23 protein-coding genes and 3 pseudogenes are annotated in these 22,986 nt (G+C 55.7%); 14 read left to right on the plus strand and 12 right to left on the minus strand.

Going from position 1 to position 22,986, the window contains the following annotated elements; translation table 11 throughout:
* Position 1: 1 nt before the first annotated feature.
* From LOY43_RS18525 to LOY43_RS18540, 4 genes are all read right to left on the minus strand, one after another.
* Positions 2-523: a hypothetical protein gene (locus tag LOY43_RS18525; RefSeq protein WP_095050555.1), complete on the minus strand. Its 522-nt coding sequence runs from the start codon at positions 521-523 to the stop codon at positions 2-4.
* Positions 523-1,251: an alpha/beta hydrolase gene (locus LOY43_RS18530; protein WP_095124396.1), complete on the minus strand. Its 729-nt coding sequence runs from the start codon at positions 1,249-1,251 to the stop codon at positions 523-525. The genes LOY43_RS18525 and LOY43_RS18530 overlap by 1 nt, the downstream gene beginning before the upstream one ends.
* A gap of 3 nt (positions 1,252-1,254) precedes the next feature.
* Positions 1,255-1,752, minus strand: coding sequence for a PAAR domain-containing protein (locus LOY43_RS18535; protein ID WP_258708529.1), 498 nt, complete (start codon positions 1,750-1,752; stop codon positions 1,255-1,257).
* A gap of 135 nt (positions 1,753-1,887) precedes the next feature.
* A complete protein-coding gene (locus LOY43_RS18540; RefSeq protein ID WP_258708530.1) occupies positions 1,888-2,553 on the minus strand; it encodes a ribonuclease T2 in 666 nt (221 codons plus the stop codon).
* Positions 2,554-2,718: 165 nt separating this feature from the next.
* On the opposite strand from LOY43_RS18540, the gene LOY43_RS18545 reads away from it, so the two are divergent.
* The 7 genes and pseudogenes from LOY43_RS18545 (at position 2,719) to LOY43_RS18575 (ending at position 8,985) form a co-directional block, all read left to right on the plus strand.
* Positions 2,719-3,189: a hypothetical protein gene (locus LOY43_RS18545; RefSeq protein WP_095050551.1), complete on the plus strand. Its 471-nt coding sequence runs from the start codon at positions 2,719-2,721 to the stop codon at positions 3,187-3,189.
* 48 nt (positions 3,190-3,237) lie between these two features.
* Entirely contained in the window at positions 3,238-4,203 is a 966-nt protein-coding gene (locus LOY43_RS18550) for a phospholipase D family protein (RefSeq protein WP_258708531.1), read from the plus strand.
* Between the two features lie 73 nt (positions 4,204-4,276).
* Entirely contained in the window at positions 4,277-5,974 is a 1,698-nt protein-coding gene (locus LOY43_RS18555; protein ID WP_258708532.1) for a copper resistance system multicopper oxidase, read from the plus strand.
* A gap of 11 nt (positions 5,975-5,985) precedes the next feature.
* A pseudogene (locus tag LOY43_RS18560) lies at positions 5,986-6,854 on the plus strand (copper resistance protein B).
* A gap of 32 nt (positions 6,855-6,886) precedes the next feature.
* On the plus strand, positions 6,887-7,261 hold the full coding sequence (gene copC, locus LOY43_RS18565; protein WP_095124392.1) for a copper homeostasis periplasmic binding protein CopC: 375 nt from the start codon (positions 6,887-6,889) through the stop codon (positions 7,259-7,261).
* Between the two features lie 3 nt (positions 7,262-7,264).
* Entirely contained in the window at positions 7,265-8,134 is an 870-nt protein-coding gene (gene copD, locus LOY43_RS18570) for a copper homeostasis membrane protein CopD (RefSeq protein ID WP_095050548.1), read from the plus strand.
* 59 nt (positions 8,135-8,193) lie between these two features.
* Complete coding sequence (locus LOY43_RS18575; RefSeq protein ID WP_258708533.1) at positions 8,194-8,985, plus strand: transporter substrate-binding domain-containing protein; 792 nt, start codon at positions 8,194-8,196, stop codon at positions 8,983-8,985.
* A gap of 3 nt (positions 8,986-8,988) precedes the next feature.
* On the opposite strand, the gene LOY43_RS18580 is transcribed toward LOY43_RS18575, so the two are convergent.
* The 5 genes and pseudogenes from LOY43_RS18580 to LOY43_RS18595 all read right to left on the minus strand — a co-directional run bounded on the left by LOY43_RS18580 (position 8,989) and on the right by LOY43_RS18595 (position 13,147).
* Positions 8,989-9,201, minus strand: a complete 213-nt coding sequence (locus tag LOY43_RS18580; RefSeq protein WP_220556567.1) for a hypothetical protein — start codon at positions 9,199-9,201, stop codon at positions 8,989-8,991.
* 176 nt (positions 9,202-9,377) lie between these two features.
* Positions 9,378-10,157 carry an EAL domain-containing protein gene (locus tag LOY43_RS18585; protein ID WP_095124390.1) on the minus strand — a complete coding sequence of 260 codons (780 nt, stop codon included), beginning with the start codon at positions 10,155-10,157 and terminating at the stop codon, positions 9,378-9,380.
* A gap of 141 nt (positions 10,158-10,298) precedes the next feature.
* Positions 10,299-11,171, minus strand: coding sequence for a methyl-accepting chemotaxis protein (locus tag LOY43_RS28880; RefSeq protein ID WP_407082814.1), 873 nt, complete (start codon positions 11,169-11,171; stop codon positions 10,299-10,301).
* Positions 11,157-12,233 (minus strand): annotated as a pseudogene (locus LOY43_RS28885) (methyl-accepting chemotaxis protein); the annotation flags it as partial. The pseudogene LOY43_RS28885 and the gene LOY43_RS28880, both read right to left, overlap by 15 nt.
* Positions 12,234-12,646: 413 nt before the next feature.
* A complete protein-coding gene (locus LOY43_RS18595) occupies positions 12,647-13,147 on the minus strand; it encodes an Lrp/AsnC family transcriptional regulator (RefSeq protein ID WP_016987646.1) in 501 nt (166 codons plus the stop codon).
* Between the two features lie 119 nt (positions 13,148-13,266).
* Between LOY43_RS18595 and LOY43_RS18600 the strand changes: the two genes are divergently transcribed.
* From LOY43_RS18600 to LOY43_RS18610, 3 genes are all read left to right on the plus strand, one after another.
* A complete protein-coding gene (locus LOY43_RS18600) occupies positions 13,267-14,301 on the plus strand; it encodes a histone deacetylase family protein (protein ID WP_258708534.1) in 1,035 nt (344 codons plus the stop codon).
* Positions 14,302-14,351: 50 nt separating this feature from the next.
* Complete coding sequence (locus tag LOY43_RS18605) at positions 14,352-15,404, plus strand: ornithine cyclodeaminase (protein ID WP_150694565.1); 1,053 nt, start codon at positions 14,352-14,354, stop codon at positions 15,402-15,404.
* 127 nt (positions 15,405-15,531) lie between these two features.
* The gene (locus LOY43_RS18610) at positions 15,532-16,947 is read left to right on the plus strand and encodes an amino acid permease (protein WP_258708535.1); all 1,416 of its coding nucleotides are present in this window, start codon (positions 15,532-15,534) and stop codon (positions 16,945-16,947) included.
* A gap of 44 nt (positions 16,948-16,991) precedes the next feature.
* Here LOY43_RS18610 and lepB read toward each other — a convergent pair whose 3' ends face one another.
* The 3 genes from lepB to LOY43_RS18625 form a co-directional block, all read right to left on the minus strand.
* The gene (lepB, locus tag LOY43_RS18615; protein ID WP_095124385.1) at positions 16,992-17,789 is read right to left on the minus strand and encodes a signal peptidase I; all 798 of its coding nucleotides are present in this window, start codon (positions 17,787-17,789) and stop codon (positions 16,992-16,994) included.
* Between the two features lie 80 nt (positions 17,790-17,869).
* Positions 17,870-18,277, minus strand: coding sequence for a hypothetical protein (locus tag LOY43_RS18620; protein ID WP_258708536.1), 408 nt, complete (start codon positions 18,275-18,277; stop codon positions 17,870-17,872).
* Positions 18,278-18,424: 147 nt separating this feature from the next.
* Entirely contained in the window at positions 18,425-18,787 is a 363-nt protein-coding gene (locus LOY43_RS18625; protein ID WP_258708537.1) for a DUF6124 family protein, read from the minus strand.
* A 469-nt stretch (positions 18,788-19,256) separates the two neighbouring features.
* On the opposite strand from LOY43_RS18625, the gene LOY43_RS18630 reads away from it, so the two are divergent.
* From LOY43_RS18630 to LOY43_RS18640, 4 genes and pseudogenes are all read left to right on the plus strand, one after another.
* Entirely contained in the window at positions 19,257-19,832 is a 576-nt protein-coding gene (locus LOY43_RS18630) for a DUF4062 domain-containing protein (protein WP_258708538.1), read from the plus strand.
* Positions 19,833-20,488: 656 nt separating this feature from the next.
* The gene (locus LOY43_RS18635) at positions 20,489-21,739 is read left to right on the plus strand and encodes a hypothetical protein (protein WP_258708539.1); all 1,251 of its coding nucleotides are present in this window, start codon (positions 20,489-20,491) and stop codon (positions 21,737-21,739) included.
* Between the two features lie 349 nt (positions 21,740-22,088).
* Positions 22,089-22,157 (plus strand): annotated as a pseudogene (locus tag LOY43_RS28890) (hypothetical protein); the annotation flags it as partial.
* A gap of 151 nt (positions 22,158-22,308) precedes the next feature.
* Positions 22,309-22,527, plus strand: a complete 219-nt coding sequence (locus tag LOY43_RS18640) for a hypothetical protein (RefSeq protein ID WP_258708540.1) — start codon at positions 22,309-22,311, stop codon at positions 22,525-22,527.
* Positions 22,528-22,986: the final 459 nt, after the last annotated feature.

Genomic DNA, 22,986 nt, shown 5'->3' on the forward strand with positions numbered 1-22,986 from the left:
ATCATTGGGGTTTGTTGATTTCCCGTAGGAGGTCCGCGACGGGAATGTTCATGGTGTTTGAGTAGTAGGGTTTGTAGCCGTAGGCGGTGACGACGACTTTGCAGGGGATTTGTTGTTTGTTGGAGAGGAGTTGGTTCAGTTCTGCCGCTGACAGATCCCTCTCCGTACTTCGGTTGCTGGAGGTTTCAGTGATAAATGTACTGGTCGAAAAGGAGAATTTGGAGTTGCCGTTTTCGCGCACATCAGAATCTACCAGCCCCACTGCAGAAAACTGAATAGCTTTGCCAACCGAAAAATCGTGGTCATCCGCTAACGCGCATCTCAATGTCCCCGAAGCCATCCCTTGCCTTTCGCCTCGGCCAAACAGGTTCAAAACATCCACATCGGATTGATATTTGATGACATATAAAAGGGGACTCGACCTATCTACGGACACATAACTCAAATTTGCCGGAGGCTGTAAATGGTCCTTTGCACATCCCGAACAGACAGCGAGAACCACGCAAAGGAAAAACCTGAACATCACGAAAACTCCTTCATGATTGAGTCAAACAGCAAGTCACTTGCAGACTTACCATCAGCGATTGGGGCGTTTAGCAATCCCAGAGCGTTAGCATGATTCGTGTCGACATTTACGTTAAGTGACGGTCCGCAGGAGATAATCCATTTTTCCCCGAAGTCCGCGACTCCGTCTGATGGGTCTCTCTTGGAAGGTGTTGCCTTGATATTGATCCAATCAACCGAAACTGGCGCGGGACGTTCGCGATAAATGTCTGAGCCCAGCCAAACCAGAGCCCCTTCACCCACAGGATCCAGGGTGATCAGCATCTGAACCCTGTAACCCCAATCCGACATTATTCTGGACAGGTGCGCACCATTCCAGCCGCCGAGGCTATGGCCCACGATATAGACGGGACAGCTTTTATACGGAATAAGGCTTAGCACGTGCCGTTGAATGTCCTGCTTTCCTCTGACTTCGTTGTAACCCAACCATTCCGATTTATATTTTCCTTCTCCCTTTAATGTCTCAGTGCGCCTATCAAATGCACGTCGTGCATCCTGGATGTTTTCATAAGGCCCAGAAAAATAATAACTCTCCTTATCTCCCGCACCTCCGATAAAAACCACAATCGCCTTGGTACTCTCCACCGGCACAGGCTTGTCACTGACATCCTTCTTGTCCGTCAGCGCATGTTCCTTGTGAAGCTTGTAATTGTTGCCCTTCGCGCACGTTATCGTTTCAGCAGCCATGCCTCACTCCTCCAAAAACAACTTGATGGTTTCAGGCAGGTGCGAGCTGACTTGGTGAGTAAATCCGTTGGCGTCAGACACCCCATGTTCCAGACGTCCGTCAGCGCGCTGAATCACGTAGGGATGATCAGGCATGGGCTCACCGGTCACGTCATTGACCAGTTTCAACCTGTCAGTGAAATGCACCGGCATCGGCAGCAAACCACTGAAGGGAGCCGACGTCACCGTGTCACCGATGATGATCGTGCCAGAACCGCCGATGACGACGTTGCCGTGCCCACCGGTGCTGTCCAGTGTCGCGGCGTTCAAACCGTTGATGAACACCGTCGACGCAACAGCACCGGTAATCGGGCTACCGCAGGCGGATTTGTCAGTCATCCGCGCAGCCGCCAAGCCGTCGAAATTCACATTCGGGGAGCCACTGACAATGGAATTGGTGCCATGTCCCGGCAATTGGCAGGCGGTTGGATCGGTGACGCGGGCGGCGGGTTTTCCGCTCATGAACAGCTCCTTGCAATGTAACGAGGTCATCCTTTCGGGGGCGCAAGCATGCGGGACTTCGCCGGGGGCTTCAAACCTTCAGACCAAAAAAGGCGCCCGATCGGGCGCCTTTTTGATACGTGGAAACCGCTCAGCTTAGCGCGCCGGCGGCACCCGAATATCCCCCGCGCGGCACTGGGTTTTCACACCCTTGCCACACGCACCGAACTGCAGATCCTTGCCCATGCACACGCGCACTTCCGACAGTTCCGGGCCGCTGCAAATGACCGCGATGCCATCCGCCGGAATCCCCGGGTTGGCCTTACGGAACAGGTCAGCAATTTCCTGCGCCTCGAAGTAATACGAGGAGCTGAACGGTTGCAGTTCCTGCGGGATTTTCACCGCGCCAACGGCTTTGTCCGCTTCATCCAGATACCCCATCGCGCCGAGGCCGCTGCAGGTACCGTGCTTGGACCATTCGTGGTCGAGCAGTTTTTTGGTCGGGAACAGCGTCAGGCCCTGGCTGGTTTCCGCCGCCGAGAGCATGGTCAACGGCGGACAAGATTGCGGCCAGCCACCCTTGGCGTATTGCGGCCACAAACCGTGAAGCACGAAGCCATAGCCCTTGCCAGTGCACTGCGAGTCATCTTTGTGCGTCAAACAAAAGGTCGGCGACCAGGACAGCGCCAGCAGGTAGTAATCAAACACCCCCGCCACCGATTCTGCCTGGGCCTTGCTGGACTGTGATTGGCGCGCCGAACTCAAACCGATGCTACCGGCCGTCAGCGCAATCACCGCCAAAATTGTAAACAGCTTTTTCATATACCCACTCCTTTGGGACGCCTGCGTCCATGGTTTTCGATCCTGACCGACTTGGCCAGCGCTGATTTCGACACGCTTGTGTTGCAAGCGCATGACGCAAGGCAAAGCCGTACGCCGTTGAAAGGTCTACGATTAACAGGCAGCCACCAAACCAAGGGAACCAAAATGAGTAAAGCAGACGAACTCGCCGCCAAACTCAAACAAACCCGGCATACCCACGCGGATGCGGCACTGGAAATCGATTGCTGGCCTGCTCAGGTGTATGACTTGTACCACCGCATTGAGGCGTGGTTGCAGCCCGTCACCGAAGTAGGACTGAAGATTCGGCGAAATCCTACGCATGTTTGCGAAACTTCACCGGATGGTGAGGCGCATGACTACGCAATTGATCAACTGGTGATCGAGGCCAATGATCGAAGCCTGACATTCGATCCCATTGCGCGGTTTACCGAAGATGGCGCCGGGCGGGTGCAGATTACCCTGCCGGAAAGAAACACTTATCTGTTGCGAACCGTCGATGAACACCACGAAAGCCACTGGTGGTTGCAAACCGTCGAAACCGGGCAGGAATTGGATGCCATCGCCCTGACCGAAAACAACTTGCTGCAGGTCGTGCAGGAAGGGCTTGGCCTCTAGGATCGACAGCCCCGGCAGATCTTCTATTAACCTCTTAGAGTTGTACTGATGACACGTCTGATTCAAAACCAGCAACAACTCGCTCAATGGGCGCGCGAAGTCAAAGGTTCATTGGACATTGCCGTCGCCTTTTGGGGCGAACGCGCCATAACGGAACTGGGTCTGGATCAACGCCGTGGAGACGTCCGTATTCTCCTTGACCTGTCTGCAGGGGCGACCAACCCCGCAGTGGTCAGGCAACTGCTCCAACTGCATCCAGCGAACATTCGCAGCCTCCCTCGACTCCATGCCAAGGCTTACATTGGCGAAAACGAAATGATCGCAGGAAGCGCCAACGCGTCAGCCAATGGCTTGGGCATTGAAGGTCAGGCAGCCAATCACTGGATTGAACTCGGCATCCTGACAGACGATACCGTAGCGATACAGGACGCAAAACGCTGGTTCGCTGAACGCTGGTCTGAGTCGGATGCCATCGATGTCGACAGTGCCTACTTCAAAAAAATCGAAGCGGCCTGGGCAGCCCGGCAAAAATTCCGGCAGGTGCAAGACACACAGCCAGACTCACTGATCGCGGCGGCCATGAAAAACCCTGATGCTTTCGGCTCGGAACGCTGGTTTGTCACTGTCGACATTCACGATATGTCCACCAAAGGCAAAAAGGCTCTGGCGCAGAAGTCGAAGGAACAAGGGCAACCGGCATTTGGCTGGGAGAGCTGGAGCGATATCCCGCAGCATGCACACTTCATCAGTTTCTATCACGATGGTGAGCAGTTCTGCTTTGCAGAAGAGGACGGCGCCAATGAGCCAGTCTTCTACTCGGCTACCGGGCAAGCCGAGTTCATGCAGTATGTGAGCGCCAGTCATATCCCAGGCTACAAAAACAACCTGGGAGCGCTGCACGAATGGCTACCGCTGTTACACAAAGCCAAAGCGAGCACTGCCAACTGGAAGTCCGAGGGTGGAATGTGCATGGATCTCGGGACGTTTGCCGCGTTAAACCTGTCAAAACTGTAATCCCCGCCTCAGCCAACTGAAAGCTGGCGCTGGTTAGCCTCCCCGTCATGAGTTAAACGGGGATTTCCAGCGCATGCCTTCCAACCCATCACGACGCACCTTCGTCAAAGGCCTCGCCGCCAGCAGCCTGCTCGGTGGCCTGGGCCTGTGGCGCACGCCGGTCTGGGCGCTCAATGCGCCCGGTCAACTGCATGAACTGAGCGGCAGCAACTTCGAGCTGTTCATCGGCGAAACCCCGGTCAACTTCACTGGCAGCCCACGCACGGCGATGACCATCAACGGCAGCCTGCCCGGCCCTTTGCTGCGCTGGCGCGAAGGCGACACCGTGACGCTGCGGGTGCGCAACCGGCTCAGCGCCAGCACCTCGATTCACTGGCACGGCATTCTGCTGCCGGCGAACATGGACGGCGTGCCGGGCCTGAGCTTTCACGGCATCGAACCGGGTGGCGTGTACGTCTATCAATTCAAGGTGCGGCAGAACGGCACCTACTGGTATCACAGCCATTCCGGCTTGCAGGAACAGGCCGGCGTCTACGGCCCGCTGGTGATCGACGCCAAGGAACCGGAGCCGTTCCACTACGACCGCGAGTTCGTGGTGATGCTTAGCGACTGGACCGACGAAGATCCGGCCAGTCTGCTGAAAACCCTGAAAAAACAATCCGACTACTACAACTTCCACAAGCGCACCGTCGGCGATTTCATCGAGGACGTCAGCGAAAAAGGCTGGGGCGCCACCGTGGCCGATCGCAAGATGTGGGCAGAAATGAACATGAATCCCACCGACATTGCCGACGTCAGTGGCGCCACCTACACCTTCCTCATGAATGGCCACGCGCCCGATTCGAACTGGACCGGCCTGTTCCGCCCCGGGGAAAAACTGCGTCTGCGCCTGATCAACGGCTCGGCCATGACCTACTTCGACGTGCGCGTTCCCGGACTGAAAATGACCGTGGTCGCGGCGGACGGCTTGCACGTCAGACCGATCAGCGTCGATGAACTGCGCATCGCCGTGGCCGAGACTTACGACGTCATCGTCGAGCCGGACGCCGAGGCATACACCCTGTTTGCCCAGGCCATGGATCGCAGCGGTTATGCCCGTGGCACGCTCGCCACTCGCGCCGGGTTATCTGCGCCCGTACCGGGTCTGGACCCGCGCCCACTGGTGACCATGGACGACATGGGCATGGGCGGCATGGATCACGGCTCGATGGACATGAGCACCATGGATCACTCGGCGATGGGCCCGATGCAATCCCATCCTGACAGCGAAAAAAACAATCCTCTGGTCGACATGCAAGCCATGACCACCGCGCCCAAACTCAACGACCCCGGCCTCGGCCTGCGCAACAACGGCCGTCGCGTGCTGACCTACGCCGACCTGCGCAGCACCTTCGAAGACCCGGATGGCCGCGACCCGAGCCGCACAATCGAACTGCACCTGACCGGGCACATGGAGAAATTCGCCTGGTCGTTCAACGGCATCAAGTTCTCCGACGCCAAGCCCTTGCGGCTGAAGTACGGCCAACGCATCCGCCTGGTGCTGGTCAACGACACGATGATGACCCACCCGATTCACCTGCACGGCATGTGGAGCGATCTGGAAGACGAAAACGGCGACTTCCAGGTGCGCAAACACACCATCGACATGCCGCCCGGCACGCGCCGCACCTACCGCGTCACCGCCGACGCACTCGGTCGCTGGGCCTATCACTGCCATCTCCTGTACCACATGGAAACGGGCATGTTCCGCGAAGTGCGGGTGGAAGCATGAAGGGGCCGCTGATGACTCGACTCACCGCGTTTTCTTTGCTGCTGGTCGGCAGCTCGGCGATGGCCGCCGGCGACATGCCGGGCATGGATCACAGCCAGATGTCCGGCATGGATCATTCCGCGATGCAAAGCATGGACGACGGCAGGATGCAGCCCGCCGCCCCGACGGAAAGTCGCACGCCGATCCCGCAGTTGACCGACGCCGACCGCGCCGCCGTATTTACCAGCCCCGGCGGCCATAAAGTCCACGACAGCGCGATCAACACGTACTTCCTCGCCGACAAACTCGAATGGCAGGACGCCGATGACGGCAGCGCGTTGGCCTGGGATCTGTCCGGCTGGATCGGTGGCGACATCGATCGTCTGTGGCTGCGCTCCGAAGGCGAGCGCAGCAACGGCAAGACCGAAGACGCAGAGATTCAAGCACTCTGGGGCCACGCGATTTCGCCGTGGTGGGACGTGGTCAGCGGCGTGCGTCAGGACTTCAAACCCGGCGCGCCGCAGACTTGGGCTGCATTCGGTGTGCAGGGCATGGCGCTGTACAACTTCGAAGCCGAGGCCACTGCGTTTATCGGTGAAGGTGGCCAGAGCGCGCTGCGGTTCGAGGGTGACTACGACATTCTGCTGACCAACCGCCTGATCCTGCAGCCCACCGCTGAACTCAACATCTACGGCAAAAACGATGCGCAATGGGTATCGGTTCCGGGCTTGCCAACACTGAAGCCGGCCTGCGTTTGCGTTATGAAATCCGCCGCGAATTTGCGCCGTACATCGGCGTGACGTGGAACCGCACCTACGGCAACACCGCCGATTACGCCCGCGAAGAAGGCGAGAAGCGCAGCGAAGCGCGCCTCGTGCTTGGCGTGCGGATGTGGTTCTGAATTCCCATTAAAAAACACTCCAGAGGTCTTGCATGCGCACCTTGAAAATCACCCTTGTACTCGCCAGCGGCTTGCTCCTCAGCAGCCTCGCTCAAGCCCACCCGAAACTGCTCTCGTCGACTCCCGCCGAAGGTGCCGACGGCGCCGCGCCCGGCAAGATCGAACTGCATTTTTCCGAGAACCTGCTGACAAAATTCTCCGGCGCCAAACTGGTCATGACCGAAATGCCCGGCATGGCCCATTCGCCGATGCCAATGAAAGCCAAAGTCAGCGCCGGCAGCGATCCGAAAAGCATGCTGATCACCCCGCTCGCGCCGCTGCCCGCCGGCACCTACCAAGTCCAATGGCGCGCAGTGTCTTCCGATACGCACCCGATCACCGGCAACGTCACGTTCAAAGTGAAGTGAGCAATGGCTGAACTGATCAACATCGTGCTGCGGTTTGCGTTGTATGTGGATTTGCTGCTGTTGTTCGGGCTGGCGTTGTTTGCGCTGTACAGTGCTGGGACGCTGCTGCGGTTTCGGCCGATGCTGCGCGGGATGGCATTGATCGGGGCGTTGTTGTCAGTGGCAGGATTGATGCTGATGACCCGCGCCATGAGTGGCGAAACAGCGCTCGCGGCGCTGTGGCCACATCTGCAAATGATGCTGCTGGAAACCGATGTCGGGCTGGCGTGGGCAGTGCGGATTATCGCGCTGATCGTGGTGTTGATCAGGCCGGGCGCGTGGCTCGCATCGATGGCTGGCGCCATCGCCCTCGCCTCTTTGGCCTGGAGCGGACACGGGGCGATGGACGAAGGAATACTGCGGTTCTGGCATTTTCTCAGCGACATTCTGCACCTGCTCGCGGCGGGCGCGTGGCTGGGTGCGATGCTGGCGCTGGTGTTGATGGCGCGGGGGTCGGTCGATGAAGCTCGCATTCGTTCGCTGGCGTTTGCGGTTCGGCGTTTTGAGTGGATCGGTGCAGTGATTGTGCTGACGCTGTCGATTACCGGCGTGGTGAATTACCTGTTCATCGTCGGTGCGAGACTGGACGAAATCTTGCTCGGCACTTACGGGATGCTGCTCGCGATCAAGGTTTTACTGTTTGCCGGGATGTTGGTGTTGGCGGCGTTGAACCGCTTTCATCTTGGTCCGGCGTTGGCGCAAGCGTTGCGCAATGGACAATATGTCATCGCGGCAAATGCGCTAAAACGCAGCGTTGTCGTTGAACTGGCAATCGCATTGCTGATCGTGGCGCTGGTGGCGTGGCTAGGCACGTTAAGCCCGGAAGCAGGGTGACACCCGGGAAAGCCTTTCACTACACTGGGCCACCGTCCTTCTCAGAAGCCCCGATCGCAATGACAACCCTAAAAAGCACTATGATCCTCTGCGGCCTGCTGACCGTGGCCGCCGGCGCCCACGCCGAACCAAGCGCTTCGCACCTCGACAGCATCCAGCAACAAGGCCAGTTGCGCGTCTGCACCACCGGCGACTACAAGCCCTACACTTTCAAACGCACCGACGGCGACTTCGAAGGCATCGACATCGCCATGGCCCGCTCGCTGGCCGACAGCCTCGGCGTCAAAGTTCAATGGGTGCAAACCACCTGGAAAACCCTGATGCCGGACATGCAGGCCGGTAAATGCGACATCGGCATGGGCGGCATCTCGGTGACGCTCGAACGGCAGAAAAAAGCCTACTTCAGCAACACCCTCGACACCGACGGCAAGATCCCGCTGGTGCGCTGCGCCGATGTCAGCAAGTATCAGACGATCGAGCAGATCAACCAGCCCAATGTGCGTCTGGTCGAACCTGCCGGCGGCACCAACGAAGCCTTCGTCCATGCCTTCCTGCCCAAAGCGCAACTGGCCCTGCACGACAACGTGACGATCTTCCAGCAACTGCTCGACAACCAGGCCGACGTAATGATCACCGACGCCTCGGAAGCGCTGTATCAGCAGAAACTCAAACCGGGGTTGTGCGCGGTGAATCCGCATCAGTACATGCAATATGGCGAGAAGGCCTATCTGCTGCCGCGCGATGACATCAGCTGGAAACTGTATGTCGATCAGTGGCTGCACTTGAGCAAAGTCACCGGCAAATATCAGCAAACGCTAAGCGAATGGATTGCCGTACCGGCCGCGCAGTAATTCTTAATCGTCATGCAGCATGCCGGAGCTGTACTGATTGAGACTGCTGCCGATACTGTTGCCACCGAACTTCAACGTATTGGCGTTGCGCGCCTCCGGCGACTGACAGTCGCTGGAGAAACAACGGGTGGTGGTCAAACCACCCGCGCCGGAACAGGCACTCAACACCGATACTGCAGCAGCAATCAACAGCACTTTGACGACATTCAGGCGCATGGCACGATTCCCCTCGGGATGAACAGCGACGATCTTGTCTGAACATCCTAGGCCTGCGCCGAACCCGGCAAGATGAAACTTTGCTCATCGCCAGGGAGATTACCAACGCTGAATGGCTCAACAAACGTCCGGCGCTGAGCCAAGTTATCGAGCGGATCAGTGCGAGCTGAAAGCGATCAGCTCTTCAGCCACGCACTCGTCGGGATCTGCGCCAATGATTTGAAGGCAGGCCTGGCGAACCAGTAACCCTGCATCAAGTAAATACCGCAATCGGCGAGAAAATCTCGTTCCTCGGCATCTTCTATGCCTTCGGCGATCACCTCCACGCCCAACTCTCTGCACATGTTCACCACGTTACGCACGATGATCTGGCGCACTCGGTCACGGTGAATATTGCGGATCAGCGCCATATCCAGCTTGATCAAGTCCGGTTGAAAATCCGCCAACAAGTTAAGGCCGGAATAGCCTGCGCCAAAGTCGTCGATCGCCGTCTTGAAACCAAACTCGCGATACTCACGCAAGATAGTCATCAAATGCTTGTTGCTTTCAACGTGCTCGCCTTCTACTGCTTCGAAGATAAGCCGCTCCAGCGGAAAGCCGTAAGTACGCGCCGCTTCCAGCGTGCTGCGAATACACATCTCTGGACGGTAAACGGCATTCGGCAAAAAATTGATCGACAGGTACTGCGTCATCCCTAACTCAGCCGCCGTGGAGATCGCCCGCACACGACACAGTTGATCGAATCGATAACGGTTTTGATCGTCCACCTGCTCTAGGACAGACAAGGCACCTTCACCCTTCACGCCTCGAACCAACGCTTCGTGGGCAAACGTCGTTTGATCGCGCAGATCCACAATGGGCTGAAAGGCGAAGGCAAAATCCATGTCCGGCATGCCGTTGCTCTTACAGCCCTGGCAGCCTCCGGCAGACGCGAATGATTTTGGAAAGTCGGTCATGACACCCTCTGATAACGGGTTGTAACCTTCCATGGCGGTTAATAAACAGCCGCAGGACTGACTCATCTGCAAACCAGGCGACAACTGCAGCCCGACGGCGCCTGAATATTTGAAGGCGCCGCGTGCTCTACATACAAATGATCAGGTGCGGAAATGCGCGGTCATTCGCTGCAGGTCCTGCCCCAGTGACGCCAACTCGACCGTCGCAGCCGCACTCTCCTCACTGGCAACCGCCGACTGGTCAGCCACATCCCGTACGCTGACGATGCTGCGATTGATTTCGTCGGCCACGGCACTTTGCTGCTCGGCAGCGGCCGAGATTTGCAGGCTCATCTCCTGGATCGTACCGATGGACTGGTTGATCTCGGTGATTGCCAGCTCGGCCTTCTGCGCCAACACCACCGTATCGAGGGTGCGCTCGCGGCTGGAGGCCATCAGTGTCGAGGCCGCTTGCGCGCCTTGTTGCAGGGTGACGATCAGCGCTTCGATTTCCTTGGTCGAGTCCTGCGTGCGTTGAGCCAGCGAGCGCACTTCGTCTGCCACCACGGCGAACCCACGCCCCTGTTCTCCCGCCCGCGCGGCTTCGATTGCGGCGTTCAACGCGAGCAGATTGGTCTGCTCGGCGACGGCTTTGATGACATCGATCACTTTGCCGATCTGCTCACTGTCCTGAGACAGCACGTTCATCGCGCCGCCCAACTCTTCAATGGCCACCGCGAGTTCACTGATCTGCAACGTCGCCTGCTTCACCACCGTACTGCCGTGGCGCGCCTGTTGATCGGCCAGGGTCGCGGCAGCGGAGGCATCGGTGGTGTTACGCGCAACTTCCTGCACGGTCGAGGCCATTTCGTGCATCGCCGTGGCGACTTGATCCACTTCGCTTTTTTGCTGACGCACGCCAGCGCTGGTCTGCTCGCTCATGGCCGAGAGCTTTTCCGCAGAAGTGGAAATATGCGTCACGCCATTGCCGATACCTTGCACCAGTGTGTTCAGGTTTTGCGCCATGTCCTGCATCGCATTTTGCAGATCGCCCAACTCGTCTTTGCGGTTTGATTTGGCCTGTACCGTCAGATCGCCCTTGGCAATCCGTCGAGCCAGTTCAACCGTCAGCGCCAGCGGTGCAGTGATCTGGCGCGAGATGACCACCGAAGCAAACAGCCCGATCACCAGCGCCAACACGGTCAATACGGCGATCTGAACAAAGGCTGAGTGCTGATCTTCACGCGCCAGGCGCTGCTGGGTGTCCATCAGGCCATTCATGATCTTGTCCATCGCCTTGCTTTCCTGGTCGACCTGGTCGCGCATGTTCTGTTTCTGCTCGAACAGCCCGGCCACTTCCACCAATACTTCGCGATAACGACGCATCCCGGCATGCGCATCTTCCAGTTGACTCGACAGGGTCGCCGGCAAGTTGCTACGCGCCTTGGTGATATCACTCAAGAAGGTATCGATGGTTTCCATCATCAGTTTTTTGTTCGCGTCGTTAGGCACCGCAATGTAACGACGCAACATCAGGCGAAACGTGGTCATGCCATTGCGCAAGTCGGCCAGCGTGCGCAGATCCCGAACGCGTTCGCCATCGGCAGACGCCAGCGCATTGGTCGTGGTGGTTTCAAGCATGCCGGCAAAAGTTTGCGCGTACTTGTCCGACAGCGCAGTCAGCGGTTTCAGAGCATCAGTGGTCGACTGATCAGCAGCGATCAGCCGTTTGACCTTCTGGTCGTAGGCAACAATCGTGGCTTGCAAAGCCTTCAGGGCTTGCTGGTTCTCAGCGCGGGTCAAGGTGTCCAGCGCCTTGCTCACCAGGCCCTGCAAGACATTCAACTGCGCGTTATAGGACTCGGCGAACACTGCGTCAGCCGCGGCTTCGTACTGTTTCTCAGACAGACGCATATCTTGCGTCGCGTCATTCAACGTGCCGATCAGACGCGTCGTACTCAAGCGATCAACCAGCACGCTGTTGCTGTTATAGCCAATGAAGGCAACCGCCAAAACGGCCAGCAGAAGAATGCCGAAGCCGGTTCCCAACTTGCGGGAAACTTTGATGTCACCCAGGAAATTCGATGCTACTGCCATATTCAGCCTCAACGCCCTGACGCGAAACGCCAGGCACAAAAAATTGATCTCCGGTAACCACTGTCACCGTCCAGACATTCGGGGGTCGTCATCCAAGGCGTAATACGGGACGCTCCAGCTGTCCCGGAAATGCAAAATGCGGATGCTGTTGAGGCGTCGAGAAGAAACCCGACGCGAGCATCGGCAGACAAACCCGTCACGTCGCAAACAGAGGGTCTGCACGCTGGATTTATCGTTTCAGCAAAGGTGTCTGGAGGGATGCTAGTAATTTTGCGAAAACTTGTACAACTTTATATTTTTGTACAATCGTTGAACTTTTTGAGCCGCGTGATGACGCATTGCCATCATGATTTATGGCACATCGCTACTGGCGCAAAACCAGGCTGAAAATGCTGATTCAGGCGCCTGCCGACTCAGTCCCTTGCTGGCTTGGGAATCGCAATCCGGCTCCCAGTCTTGACCTCGCGCAACGCCAGACTCGACTGAATCGAGGCAATCCCCACCTGACGCCTGAGCACCTGCTCGATGAAATCGCTGTAGCTATCAAGATCCTCCGCCAACACCTGCAACACATAATCGGCATCGCCGGTGATCTTGTGGCAGGCCACCACCTGCGGCAATTGCGCAATCACCGCCTCGAAGGCGTCCGGCGCGTGGTCGGCGTGGGTGGAAAAACGAATGTGCACGAACGCCATGATATCCAGCCCGAGCATTCGCCGATCAAGGTTGGCCTGATAGCCCTTGATGACCCCGGCCTCCTCCATGCGCTTGCGCCGTCGCCAGCACGGCGTAAGGCTCAGCGACAGCCGCTCGCTAAGTTCAGCGTTGGAAATACTGGCGTCCTCCTGCAATAACTCAAGAATCGCCAGGTCGGTCTCGTCGAGGCTGATGCGTTTGGATATTTTTTTCTGCATGACGCCATTCCTGAGTAAAAACGCCCGAATAATCGACTTAACCACGAACACAAAGCAAAGAAAGCGCAGCCAAGCCGGAACAGAATATTTGCACTGGCCAACAATAACGGATGCGCAGAATGTTTACAGTTTTCAGTGATTCCCACCGGTTGCACCACGGCACCGAATTGAAAGACGGCGTGCTCAAACCGTCGTTCGAGCAACCGAGTCGCGCCGACACCGTGCATAACCGAGTCAAACAGGTCGGCCTCGGGCAGATCGTCGAGCCGCGCGCGTTTGATCGCTCCTGCTACGTCAACGCGCACAGCGAGCGCTACGTCAGTTTTCTGGAAAATGCCTGGAGCGAATGGTGCGCAACCGGTCGTACTCACGACGCCTTGCCGCTGGTATGGCCGGTGCGCGATCTAGCCGGCGAGCAAGTGCCAACGTTCATCGACGGCAAACTCGGTTTCTATGCGATGGATGCCGGTTCGCCGATCACCGCGACGACCTGGCAAGCGGTGAAAACCAGCGCCGACATCGCCCTCACCGGCCTGGCCCTGATCGATGAAGGCCACGACAGCGCCTTCGCCTTGTGCCGCCCGCCCGGGCATCACGCCGCGCGCGAATACATGGGTGGTTATTGCTACCTCAACAACGCCGCGATTGCCGCGCAACAAGCCATCACCCAAGGCGCCAAACGTGTCGCGGTGCTCGACGTCGACTTCCATCACGGCAACGGCACCCAGAACATTTTTTACCAGCGCAGCGACGTCATGTTCGTCTCGTTGCACGGCGAACCGGCGGTGTCCTATCCGTACTTCTCGGGCTACAGCCACGAAGTCGGCGCGGGTGTCGGCGAGGGTTACAACCTCAACTATCCCCTGCCGAAAAACACCACCTGGGAGAGCTATCGCAAAGCCCTGCTCCACGCCTGCAAAAAGCTCCAGCAGTTCGCCCCTGAAGTGCTGGTGATTTCCCTCGGGGTCGACACGTTCAAGGACGACCCCATCAGCCACTTCTTGTTGGAAAGCGAGGACTTCATCGGCATCGGCGAACTGATCGCCAGCGTCGGCTGCCCGACCCTGTTCGTCATGGAGGGCGGCTACATGGTCGATGAGATCGGCATCAATGCAGTGAACGTGCTGCACGGTTTCGAGAGCAAACGCAGCTGAGCCGCCCGCCGCTCTACAACCTTTCAATGACTGGATCGGAGAATAAGACCATGACGCTTTTTATTGATGTCGATGATGCTGCACGCCTGTTCACCCAAGTCGGTATCCGCCGCGCCATTCGCGAAATGGCTGGCTATATCGAAGCGGATTACGCACGCTGGGCGCAGTTTGATAAATCGCCGCGCACGGCCAACCACTCGGCGGACGGCGTGATCGAGTTGATGCCCACCGACGACGGCGAGCAGTACTCGTTCAAATACGTGAATGGCCACCCGAACAACGGCCAGCAGAATTTGCTCACGGTCATGGCCTTCGGTCTGCTGGCCGATGTGCAGAGTGGCTACCCCACCCTACTCAGCGAACTGACACTGACCACCGCCGTGCGCACCGCCGCAACCTCGGCGCTGGTGGCGAAATCGCTGGCTCGTCCGGATTCGATCTCGATGGCCCTCATCGGTAACGGTGCGCAGAGTGAATTCCAGGCGCTGGCCTTTCATGAAATGTTGGGCATCAACGAAATCCGCATCTTTGATATCGATCGCGACGCTTCACTCAAGTTGAAGCACAACCTCGCGGCGTTCCCGGACATCGACGTGATTCTGGCCAGCTCGGTGAAGGACGCGGTAGAGGGCGCGGATATCGTCACCACGGTCACCGCCGACAAAGCCTACGCAACCATTCTGACCCCCGAGATGATCGAGCCCGGCATGCACATCAATGCGGTCGGCGGTGACTGCCCGGGTAAAACCGAACTGCACGCCGACATCCTGCGCAACGCCCGGGTCATCGTCGAGTTCGAGCCGCAAACGCGCATTGAAGGCGACATTCAGCAACTGGCAGCCGACTCCCCGGTGATCGAGTTTTTCCGCATTGTGCAGGGCGAAGTCGCCGGACGCGAAAACGATGCGCAGGTGACGGTGTTCGATTCGGTGGGTTTTGCCCTGGAAGATTTTTCCTCACTGCGCTACCTGAAAGACTTGGCGCAGGCACAGCAAATCGGCCAGCGCATCCACCTGGTGCCGACGCCGGCGAACATCAAAAACCTCTTCCAATTGCTCGATCCGCAACCGGCCAAAGCCTCGCGTCTGCGCACCGTCAGTTGATCGGTAATGACTGCCCCCAAGCCACAGGGGGTGATTCACCTTGTGATTAGCCGTCGCACCTCTAACAAGAACGCTCGACACCTACTTTCTGCCAAAACTCAAAAACATAAAATCAAGAGGTTTTGCAATGAAATCGACCCCTTCCGGGCTGCCTGAACAGCCCGCGCTGCAGCGTACGCTCAGCAATCGTCACATCCAGTTAATGGCCATGGGCGGCGCCATCGGAACCGGCCTGTTCATGGGCTCCGGGAAGATCATCGCGCTCTCCGGAACGTCGATCATCCTCATCTACATGATCATCGGCCTGTTCGTGTTTTTCGTCATGCGCGCCATGGGCGAAATGCTCCTGTCCAACCTCAACTTCAAAACCTTCGCCGACTTCGCCGGTGCCTACCTCGGCCCGCGTGCGGCGTTCTTCCTCGGCTGGTCGTACTGGCTGAGCTGGAGCGTGGCGGTGATCGGCGATGCCGTCGTGGTCGGCGGCTTCTTCCAGTACTGGTTCCCCGACGTCCCGGCGTGGATACCCGCCGTCGGCATGCTGGCGACCCTGTTCGCCCTCAACGTGCTGACCGTCAGGCTATTCGGTGAAGTGGAATTCTGGTTCGCGATCATCAAGATCATTGCCGTCGTGACCCTGATCGGCGTCAGCACCGTGCTGATTGCCAGCTCCTTCGTCTCGCCCAGTGGCGTCACCGCGTCCCTGAGTCACCTGGTGGACAAACAGGCGGCGTTCCCCAACGGTTTGTTCGGCTTCTTCGCCGGATTTCAAATGGCGATCTTCTCCTTCGCCGGCACCGAACTGATCGGCACCGCCGCCGCCGAAACCCGCTCGCCAGAGAAGACCCTGCCCAAAGCGATCAACTCGATTCCGCTGCGGATCATCCTGTTCTACGTCCTGGCACTGACCTGCATTATTGCCGTGACCTCGTGGCAACAGGTTTCTCCAATCAAAAGCCCCTTTGTCGAACTGTTCCTCGTCGCCGGGTTCCCCGCAGCGGCCGGCATCGTCAACTTCGTGGTCCTGACCTCAGCGGCATCGTCGGCCAACAGCGGCGTGTTCTCATCGAGCCGCATGCTGTTCGGACTGGCTAACCAGGACAACGCGCCCGGCCTATTCCGCCGACTGTCGAGCAACAGCGTGCCGCTGCTGAGCCTGGCGTTCACCACGCTGTTGATGCTGGTCGGCGTGCTGGTGCTGTTCATCGTGCCGGAAGTCATGACCGCGTTCACCATCGTCTCCACCGTGTCGGCGATTCTGGTGATCTTCACCTGGTCGACCATCCTCGCGTCTTACATCGCCTACCGGAAAAAACGCCCGGATCTGCATGCGAAGTCGGCTTACAAGATGCCCGGCGGTGTGCCGATGGCTTGGTTCTCGTTGGCGTTTTTGGGGTTTGTGCTGGGGTTACTGGCGTTGCGGCCTGATACGCGGATTGCGTTGATGGTGATGCCGGGGTGGTTTGTCTGGTTGGGGATTGCTTACCAGTTGACGCGGTTGAGGAAGCCGAAATCTGCGGTTGAGTCGGCGGGGCAGTTTGGCTAGATCTGCAAGCGAAAGCCGTCACCTTAAGGTGACGGCTTTTGTTTTCACTGAAAGGCTGTGCCAATCCTCGATCGATCGGATGAATACCAGATTCCGGTGACTTTACCGGTAATGTCTTCGAGTGCGACCTGGCCCATAAAGCGGCTGTCGTTACTGCTGTCGCGGTTATCACCGAGCAGATAAACATGATCTTTCTCGACCACCGTCTGCGGCGTTTGCAGATAACGAGGATCCTTCACGCGATCTGGCGGTGCAAAGAACAGCCCCATGTTTTCGCCGTTGCGAATGACCTTACCGTCAACAATCGACAAGGTATCGCCACCCACCGCCGCCACACGTTTGACCGCCTCCGTGCCGTTGTAGCGATAAGTCACAATGTCGCCCACTTGCAGCGCGTCGATGCGCATTTTGGTGACGATATAGTCACCGATCGAAAGGGTCGGAACCATCGAGCCAGAGGGGATGAAGTAAGTCTTGAACCCCAGCGTCGGGCCTCGCAATGGCCCCAAAAGAATCAGCGTGAGGATGACCAGCGCCACCACGTAAAACACGTGGAAGCGGGTGCTGGGGCTGTTCACCGGACGGTCGTTTTTGCGCACCGATATCGCTGCTGCCGTGGCTGAGCCGAGTTTCACCAGGACGATAAAGGTAGCGAAGACATAAAGGCCCACCGGCGTGGCAGGCACCCCGCAGACACCGAGTAAAATCACACCCAGATAAAGTAAAGCGGCAACACGCACCGCCCACTTCACCTGACCGGCATACACCAGACCCCAGCCGGCCACCAGGCACGACATCACGAATGCTTGCAACGGCAGCTTTGGCTTATCAGGAGCAGACATAAATTCTCTTCACGTAAATGGCTGAAAATCAAGCGCCCGGCCTATTCAGCCAACAGGGCGCTACGGGCAATGCAGAGGGGTTATTTAGCGGAAAAATAACCCGTCGTACGCAACTGCAGGCTGTACACCCAGATACCAAACACCAGTGCATATTCTTTGAACATCGGCAGAGTCAGCAGATGCACAACCGAACCGCTGTTCATCTGCGACAGAGAAAAGGCAATTCCCAGAATCAACGCGAGCATAAAGCACAGCGAACTGATCTTCTTTCTCGCCAGCAACAGCAAGCCGCCGACGAACATCAACAACGCCACCACGCAGACGTTCAGCAGCATCAGAAACGAAATATCCCCTTCCCGCGCTTGCTGAAACCCGTCATTAGCCACCCACAGGCCGGCCTGAATCAACACGACAAAGCAATAAAAAACGGCCATGAAGACAACGGCGGGACGTGTGTTGTACCAAGCTTGGGACGATGTAGCTTCCATGGTGCGGCGACTCCTGAGTAAAGGCGCGAAATGCTACTAAATGGCCATCACCCTGTCCATTTCCCCGCCCTCCTCCCGGCTGCTTTGCCCAGCGTCAACAGCCCCTCCGTGGCAACGGCTGAGCCGCTCGCCACAAAGGGGGGTGATTTACGCTTTCACCTCAACGTTATCCAGCGCCTGATTCACCGCCAACTCCCCCAACATCACCACCTGCGCGATGCCGAGCGCGGTTTTGCGGTGCGAGGGGTCAAGTGCTGCGGCGAAGTTGTTGAGCATTTCCGAGGCGGAACTCAGCGTTTCACTGGCATTGGCCAGCAGGGATTCCGAGTCGTACTTGGGGTTGGCGAGGTACATGCGCTCGGGTTCGTTGACGCTGGCCATGATGTGGCCGGCGGGAAGGAGGTAGTGATCGAGCGCGCGCTCGGCGGCTTCGTGGAGTTTTTTGGGGTTGAGGGAATCGTAGGGGGATGCGGGGTCGGTTTCTGGTGGATTCGGTGTTGGTTTGAACATGGTGTAACTCCTGACGGATAAACGAAAAGGAGCCATCACTCTCGCTACCAAACGAAGGGTGGAGGCCATACGCAGGTTGGTAGACCGGTCGTCAGGAACCCCGGCGCATCCGAAGACGCCCCGCGCATGACCACCATAAAACGAAGACGAAAAACGTCGTCGCAAGACAGTAGTCTTGTGCTTCTGACGGAGACGGGCTACCAAACCCGATCACTGGTTTTCAGTGACGTATGGACGATAGAACCTGCGGGCTAGAGGCACAAGCCGGGGGATTCTGTCTTAGGTGTAGGGGGAGGCGCAAGGGAGTGTAGGCTCAGGACTACAGCAACAGACTTAATTTAAACGTACGTGCTTTTTTCTGTTTGGAATGGCTCTTTAGGCACGCCTATCGGTCCAAATACTGTCACTTTATGGACATAATACTGGCATTTCGATACTGTCTGTTTTTCATGAGTTCAAAGGACAGGAAATGAAGAGAAAATTACAGGTTTTTATTTCTAGCACATACACGGATTTAATTGATGAGCGACAAGCGGCTGTAAGTGCGATTCTGAAGTCGGGCCATATTCCTGCAGGCATGGAACTTTTTACTGCTGGAGACCGTTCTCAAATGGAGACTATTAACGACTGGATAGATCAATCAGATGTATACATGTTGATCTTAGGGGGCAGATATGGCTCTATTGAAAGTTCAACCAATCTGAGTTACACCGAACTTGAATTCGATTATGCAGCAGCTCAAAACAAACCAATGTTTTCGGTCATAATAAAAGATGATGCTTTAGAGAAAAAGGCGCGAGACAACGGAACGCATCATCTTGAAAAAGACAACCCAAAAGAACTGAAAGCATTTCGCGACAAAGCACTCGGCAGAATATCTTCTTTCTTTGACGACCTCAAAGACATCAAGCTTTGCGTGTATGAGAGTTTGTCTGACTATGCAGGAAGGCCGGAACTAACGGGCTGGGTTTCAGGAAGCGAGATTGTTGATACTAAACCTTTATTCGAGGAAATAAAAAACTTTCCGATGAAAACAATCAACTAAAAGAAACCATTAAAACCTTAGAAAGCCGCCCCTTACCACTACCATCTAAACCGACCAACGGCAATGAAGACCTCTCAGAGATAGTGGAAGTATTAAAACACATAACTGTAGCCATCCCCCTTTCTATCAATTCGACTGACAACGAGGAGGAACATAGCCTTCTAGATATTTTCTATACTTACAGAAGCAGGATAATACAGGGCGTAACGAACTCAGCAGCTACGGGAAACGTTAGTAGCCGATTCTTGTACTTCAATATATGCCCAAAACTGCAAATACACGGTTTAACCGAAAATGAAAAAGTCCCTGGCGTTCGATATCGAAGATATTCCGTAACAAAACTCGGACTACAAATACTGGCACACATAGACAAGGAACAAATAGCTTTAAAGAAGAAAGAAACAGCAGATTAACATCCGTCAAGCCCTCACAAAAAAAAAAAACGCCAACGCGGAAAAATTTACGGATTTACTTACTGGCAAGCCACCATGTATCTCTAAATATATTCGTCACCTTTTTCCGGTTGTATTGAGAATTTGCCCCAAGGGCACCAGAAGCATTATCGAACTGAGGGTAATCGCTAATTTGAATATCACCGCTCTCCTTACCCTACGTGAAGGCATAGGCTTGATAGCCCTATCATTTAAGGAACAATGATGAAAATCACACTAATTGAAAACGGACTTGACTCGCTAAGAAAAGGCTACGATCATCTATCGACTTACATGCAACTCAAAGTTGACAACTCCGAAGAGTCCGTACGATTTTCAGCACTTAAGGACTCCGTTCTCTCAGTACAGCATGGTATAGAAATCCTATTCAAATATTGCTTAGCGAAAGAGCACGAGCTTTTACTCTACTCGGACATTTCCCCAAAAGTTAAATTAGCGTTTAAACGACGAAGAAATGGTGAAATAGAGGAACTTTATGAAGCCGACGGAGTGCATACCGTTACTTTCAAGGAGTCAATCGAGAGACTTCGGGACGTGTGCGGTCTTCCTATCGACAAAACATTTCAAGACAGATTACTGCAGGTTGAAAGTTGGCGAAACAGAATCACTCACAGCGGAGTGCTTCTGCAAGAGGCTACTGTTTCCAAAGGCTTGATAGACTTGAGAGAAAATTTAGATTCGTTTTTAGGTGCAGCCATTGGTCCTCCGTACTTAGAGGGACAGGGAAAAACAGAGTTGGACGTGGCCTACCGCACGACGATTGCCGTGTATGGCAAACTCGAAAACAAAACTAAAGAGTTAACTGTTGAGCGACTGATACAAGTCCTAAAAACCAATCACATCAAAGGTGTCAAGGCGTCGGATGCTTTTGTTATCCGGGACCCGAGCACCGCACTTGCGGTCTTACAACAGATGCATGGTGATGGAATAAATTATGGCTGCGACTTGGTCAACCTTCATTGCTCCGGCAGCGCTTTAGTCACTGAAATTTCGCCCGAAGGAATAATGGCTATATTTACCGAGGACAATGAGACGATATATGAGTTGTGCTTTGACGCCATTGTTATTTACGTTCCAAAAATCAACAACAATCAGTCTCCACTCGTGTTCATTTTTTCTAAAGAAATTGCACCCGAAGGTAATGATCCATCGCTAGAAAGGGGCGACAACTACATTTTTCAAAACGGTATTTCAATCATTGAAGATGGCAGGGACCTATGGGAAAAAGAAGACTGCATACAATCAAACAAGGACTTGGACTCTGAAAACCCTGTTCTGCCCCAGCATGTACCGATCGTACGTTTCCTTTCTGCAGGCGCTGCTTGCTTTATGAATGTCCAAGGGTTGGAGTACGCCTCAGCCGAGCGAATACTAAAGGCGACGGATATTGGGGGGCCGGACGCTCTGTGCCAAGCCTTTAAAGATATGCTGAGTCAACCTAACCCTAAAGGATGAAGGCTCCAGCCTCGCAGAAAGTAGTGCCGTTTTCGCTACGTTGAACGGTGGCTATCCCACTTGAGAATGACGTGTGCAGAAATCTACGAGTTCAACTCGTGGGGCTGATCAAAGGTGTCGCACAGCAACTGCAACATGTTCAACTCCTCAAATCCACCCATATTTACGGAAAAAAGGAAAAAGGAAAAAGGAAAAAGGAAAAAGGAAAAAGGGGGGACGGATTTATTTACATTCCATTCCCTCTTTACATGTAAATGAACTCCACCATCGGATTCACTTCCCGAAGCCCGGCCCAACCTCAATCCTGATAAACTCCCTACCTCCCGGCCCCACCAATCCAGAACAGCCAATGTCCCCGATCACCGCCACACCCGCCCCACTCTCCCGCCGCTTCTCCGTCGCCCCAATGATGGATTGGATGCAGTAGCCCGCCTTCCCCCCCCAACTGTTGGCTAAAGTCTCAAATCATCTGCGCGGTGTAGCAATTTTTAAGCGTGCGGTATCTAAGTCTCTCTGCTGCGGCCGCATGAGCTAGGCTTTGCGAACCCCTCATTGCCAAGATGGATCGCATGCCAAATAACTCACCTTCTAATATCGCCACTGCTGACGCCCTGACATTGCTCCTGCACAACCAGCATGCACTGGCGGCGGCAATCGAGGAGGTCACTGTTTGGCTTGCAGCCAATGGAGTGGCAGTGGTTGCAGATAACGCTGTGATGGCTATGGAGACCTTAGACACAAATGCGAAAGCGATCACAGATGCGATTATGCGGATACGGCAATCCTAATATCGCCTTTGCAGGCAGCCATCGGCCAGAAGCGCCATTCCGTGAGCGTCAGCTTTCGGGCCAAGAGCGGACGTTCGCAATCGATCGCTTAGGGCTTAAAGCAGACGTAAATGGTGACAGCTGCTATCAGCCCGAGCGGAACCTCTAAATCTGTAGTATCCGCAATATAGAGCCATTTGGACGGCGAGAGAACACACTGGTTGTTCCCGCAGTTAGCACTTCGTAAGGGGTAAAATTGAAGCGATACGTCTTGCTTGGTGATCATCACTAAAAATGATAAAGCTGCGAGTCCTTCACTCTCCTCTCGCTGAATGGCGCTCGCGCTTACTCGCCTATCGAAATCCCGCGTTCCTGAACTGGACATAGATTCAAAGCCCGCTCATAGTGGCACGGTGGCATTGTGAGATTGCGCGAATCGTACCCTCAACATGGGTAATGTAAAAATAGTTCGGCATGTAA

The sequence above is a fragment of the Pseudomonas sp. B21-041 genome, assembly GCF_024748675.1.
Taxonomy (GTDB): domain Bacteria; phylum Pseudomonadota; class Gammaproteobacteria; order Pseudomonadales; family Pseudomonadaceae; genus Aquipseudomonas; species Aquipseudomonas neuropathica.

Excerpts from the sequence above, each read along its gene's own strand:
- copD (WP_095050548.1), top strand. The coding sequence starts at position 7,265 with ATGGCTGAACTGATCAACATCGTGCTGCGGTTTGCGTTGTATGTGGAT.
- LOY43_RS18575 (WP_258708533.1), top strand. The coding sequence starts at position 8,194 with ATGACAACCCTAAAAAGCACTATGATCCTCTGCGGCCTGCTGACCGTG.
- LOY43_RS18545 (WP_095050551.1), top strand. The coding sequence starts at position 2,719 with ATGAGTAAAGCAGACGAACTCGCCGCCAAACTCAAACAAACCCGGCAT.
- LOY43_RS18540 (WP_258708530.1), bottom strand. The coding sequence starts at position 2,553 with ATGAAAAAGCTGTTTACAATTTTGGCGGTGATTGCGCTGACGGCCGGT.
- copC (WP_095124392.1), top strand. The coding sequence starts at position 6,887 with ATGCGCACCTTGAAAATCACCCTTGTACTCGCCAGCGGCTTGCTCCTC.
- LOY43_RS18530 (WP_095124396.1), bottom strand. The coding sequence starts at position 1,251 with ATGGCTGCTGAAACGATAACGTGCGCGAAGGGCAACAATTACAAGCTT.
- LOY43_RS18635 (WP_258708539.1), top strand. The coding sequence starts at position 20,489 with ATGAAAATCACACTAATTGAAAACGGACTTGACTCGCTAAGAAAAGGC.
- LOY43_RS18550 (WP_258708531.1), top strand. The coding sequence starts at position 3,238 with ATGACACGTCTGATTCAAAACCAGCAACAACTCGCTCAATGGGCGCGC.
- LOY43_RS18585 (WP_095124390.1), bottom strand. The coding sequence starts at position 10,157 with ATGACCGACTTTCCAAAATCATTCGCGTCTGCCGGAGGCTGCCAGGGC.
- lepB (WP_095124385.1), bottom strand. The coding sequence starts at position 17,789 with ATGTCTGCTCCTGATAAGCCAAAGCTGCCGTTGCAAGCATTCGTGATG.
- LOY43_RS18525 (WP_095050555.1), bottom strand. The coding sequence starts at position 523 with ATGTTCAGGTTTTTCCTTTGCGTGGTTCTCGCTGTCTGTTCGGGATGT.
- LOY43_RS18625 (WP_258708537.1), bottom strand. The coding sequence starts at position 18,787 with ATGTTCAAACCAACACCGAATCCACCAGAAACCGACCCCGCATCCCCC.
- LOY43_RS18580 (WP_220556567.1), bottom strand. The coding sequence starts at position 9,201 with ATGCGCCTGAATGTCGTCAAAGTGCTGTTGATTGCTGCTGCAGTATCG.
- LOY43_RS18605 (WP_150694565.1), top strand. The coding sequence starts at position 14,352 with ATGACGCTTTTTATTGATGTCGATGATGCTGCACGCCTGTTCACCCAA.
- LOY43_RS18595 (WP_016987646.1), bottom strand. The coding sequence starts at position 13,147 with ATGCAGAAAAAAATATCCAAACGCATCAGCCTCGACGAGACCGACCTG.
- LOY43_RS18600 (WP_258708534.1), top strand. The coding sequence starts at position 13,267 with ATGTTTACAGTTTTCAGTGATTCCCACCGGTTGCACCACGGCACCGAA.
- LOY43_RS28880 (WP_407082814.1), bottom strand. The coding sequence starts at position 11,171 with ATGCAGGACATGGCGCAAAACCTGAACACACTGGTGCAAGGTATCGGC.
- LOY43_RS18620 (WP_258708536.1), bottom strand. The coding sequence starts at position 18,277 with ATGGAAGCTACATCGTCCCAAGCTTGGTACAACACACGTCCCGCCGTT.
- LOY43_RS18630 (WP_258708538.1), top strand. The coding sequence starts at position 19,257 with ATGAAGAGAAAATTACAGGTTTTTATTTCTAGCACATACACGGATTTA.
- LOY43_RS18555 (WP_258708532.1), top strand. The coding sequence starts at position 4,277 with ATGCCTTCCAACCCATCACGACGCACCTTCGTCAAAGGCCTCGCCGCC.
- LOY43_RS18640 (WP_258708540.1), top strand. The coding sequence starts at position 22,309 with ATGCCAAATAACTCACCTTCTAATATCGCCACTGCTGACGCCCTGACA.
- LOY43_RS18610 (WP_258708535.1), top strand. The coding sequence starts at position 15,532 with ATGAAATCGACCCCTTCCGGGCTGCCTGAACAGCCCGCGCTGCAGCGT.
- LOY43_RS18535 (WP_258708529.1), bottom strand. The coding sequence starts at position 1,752 with ATGAGCGGAAAACCCGCCGCCCGCGTCACCGATCCAACCGCCTGCCAA.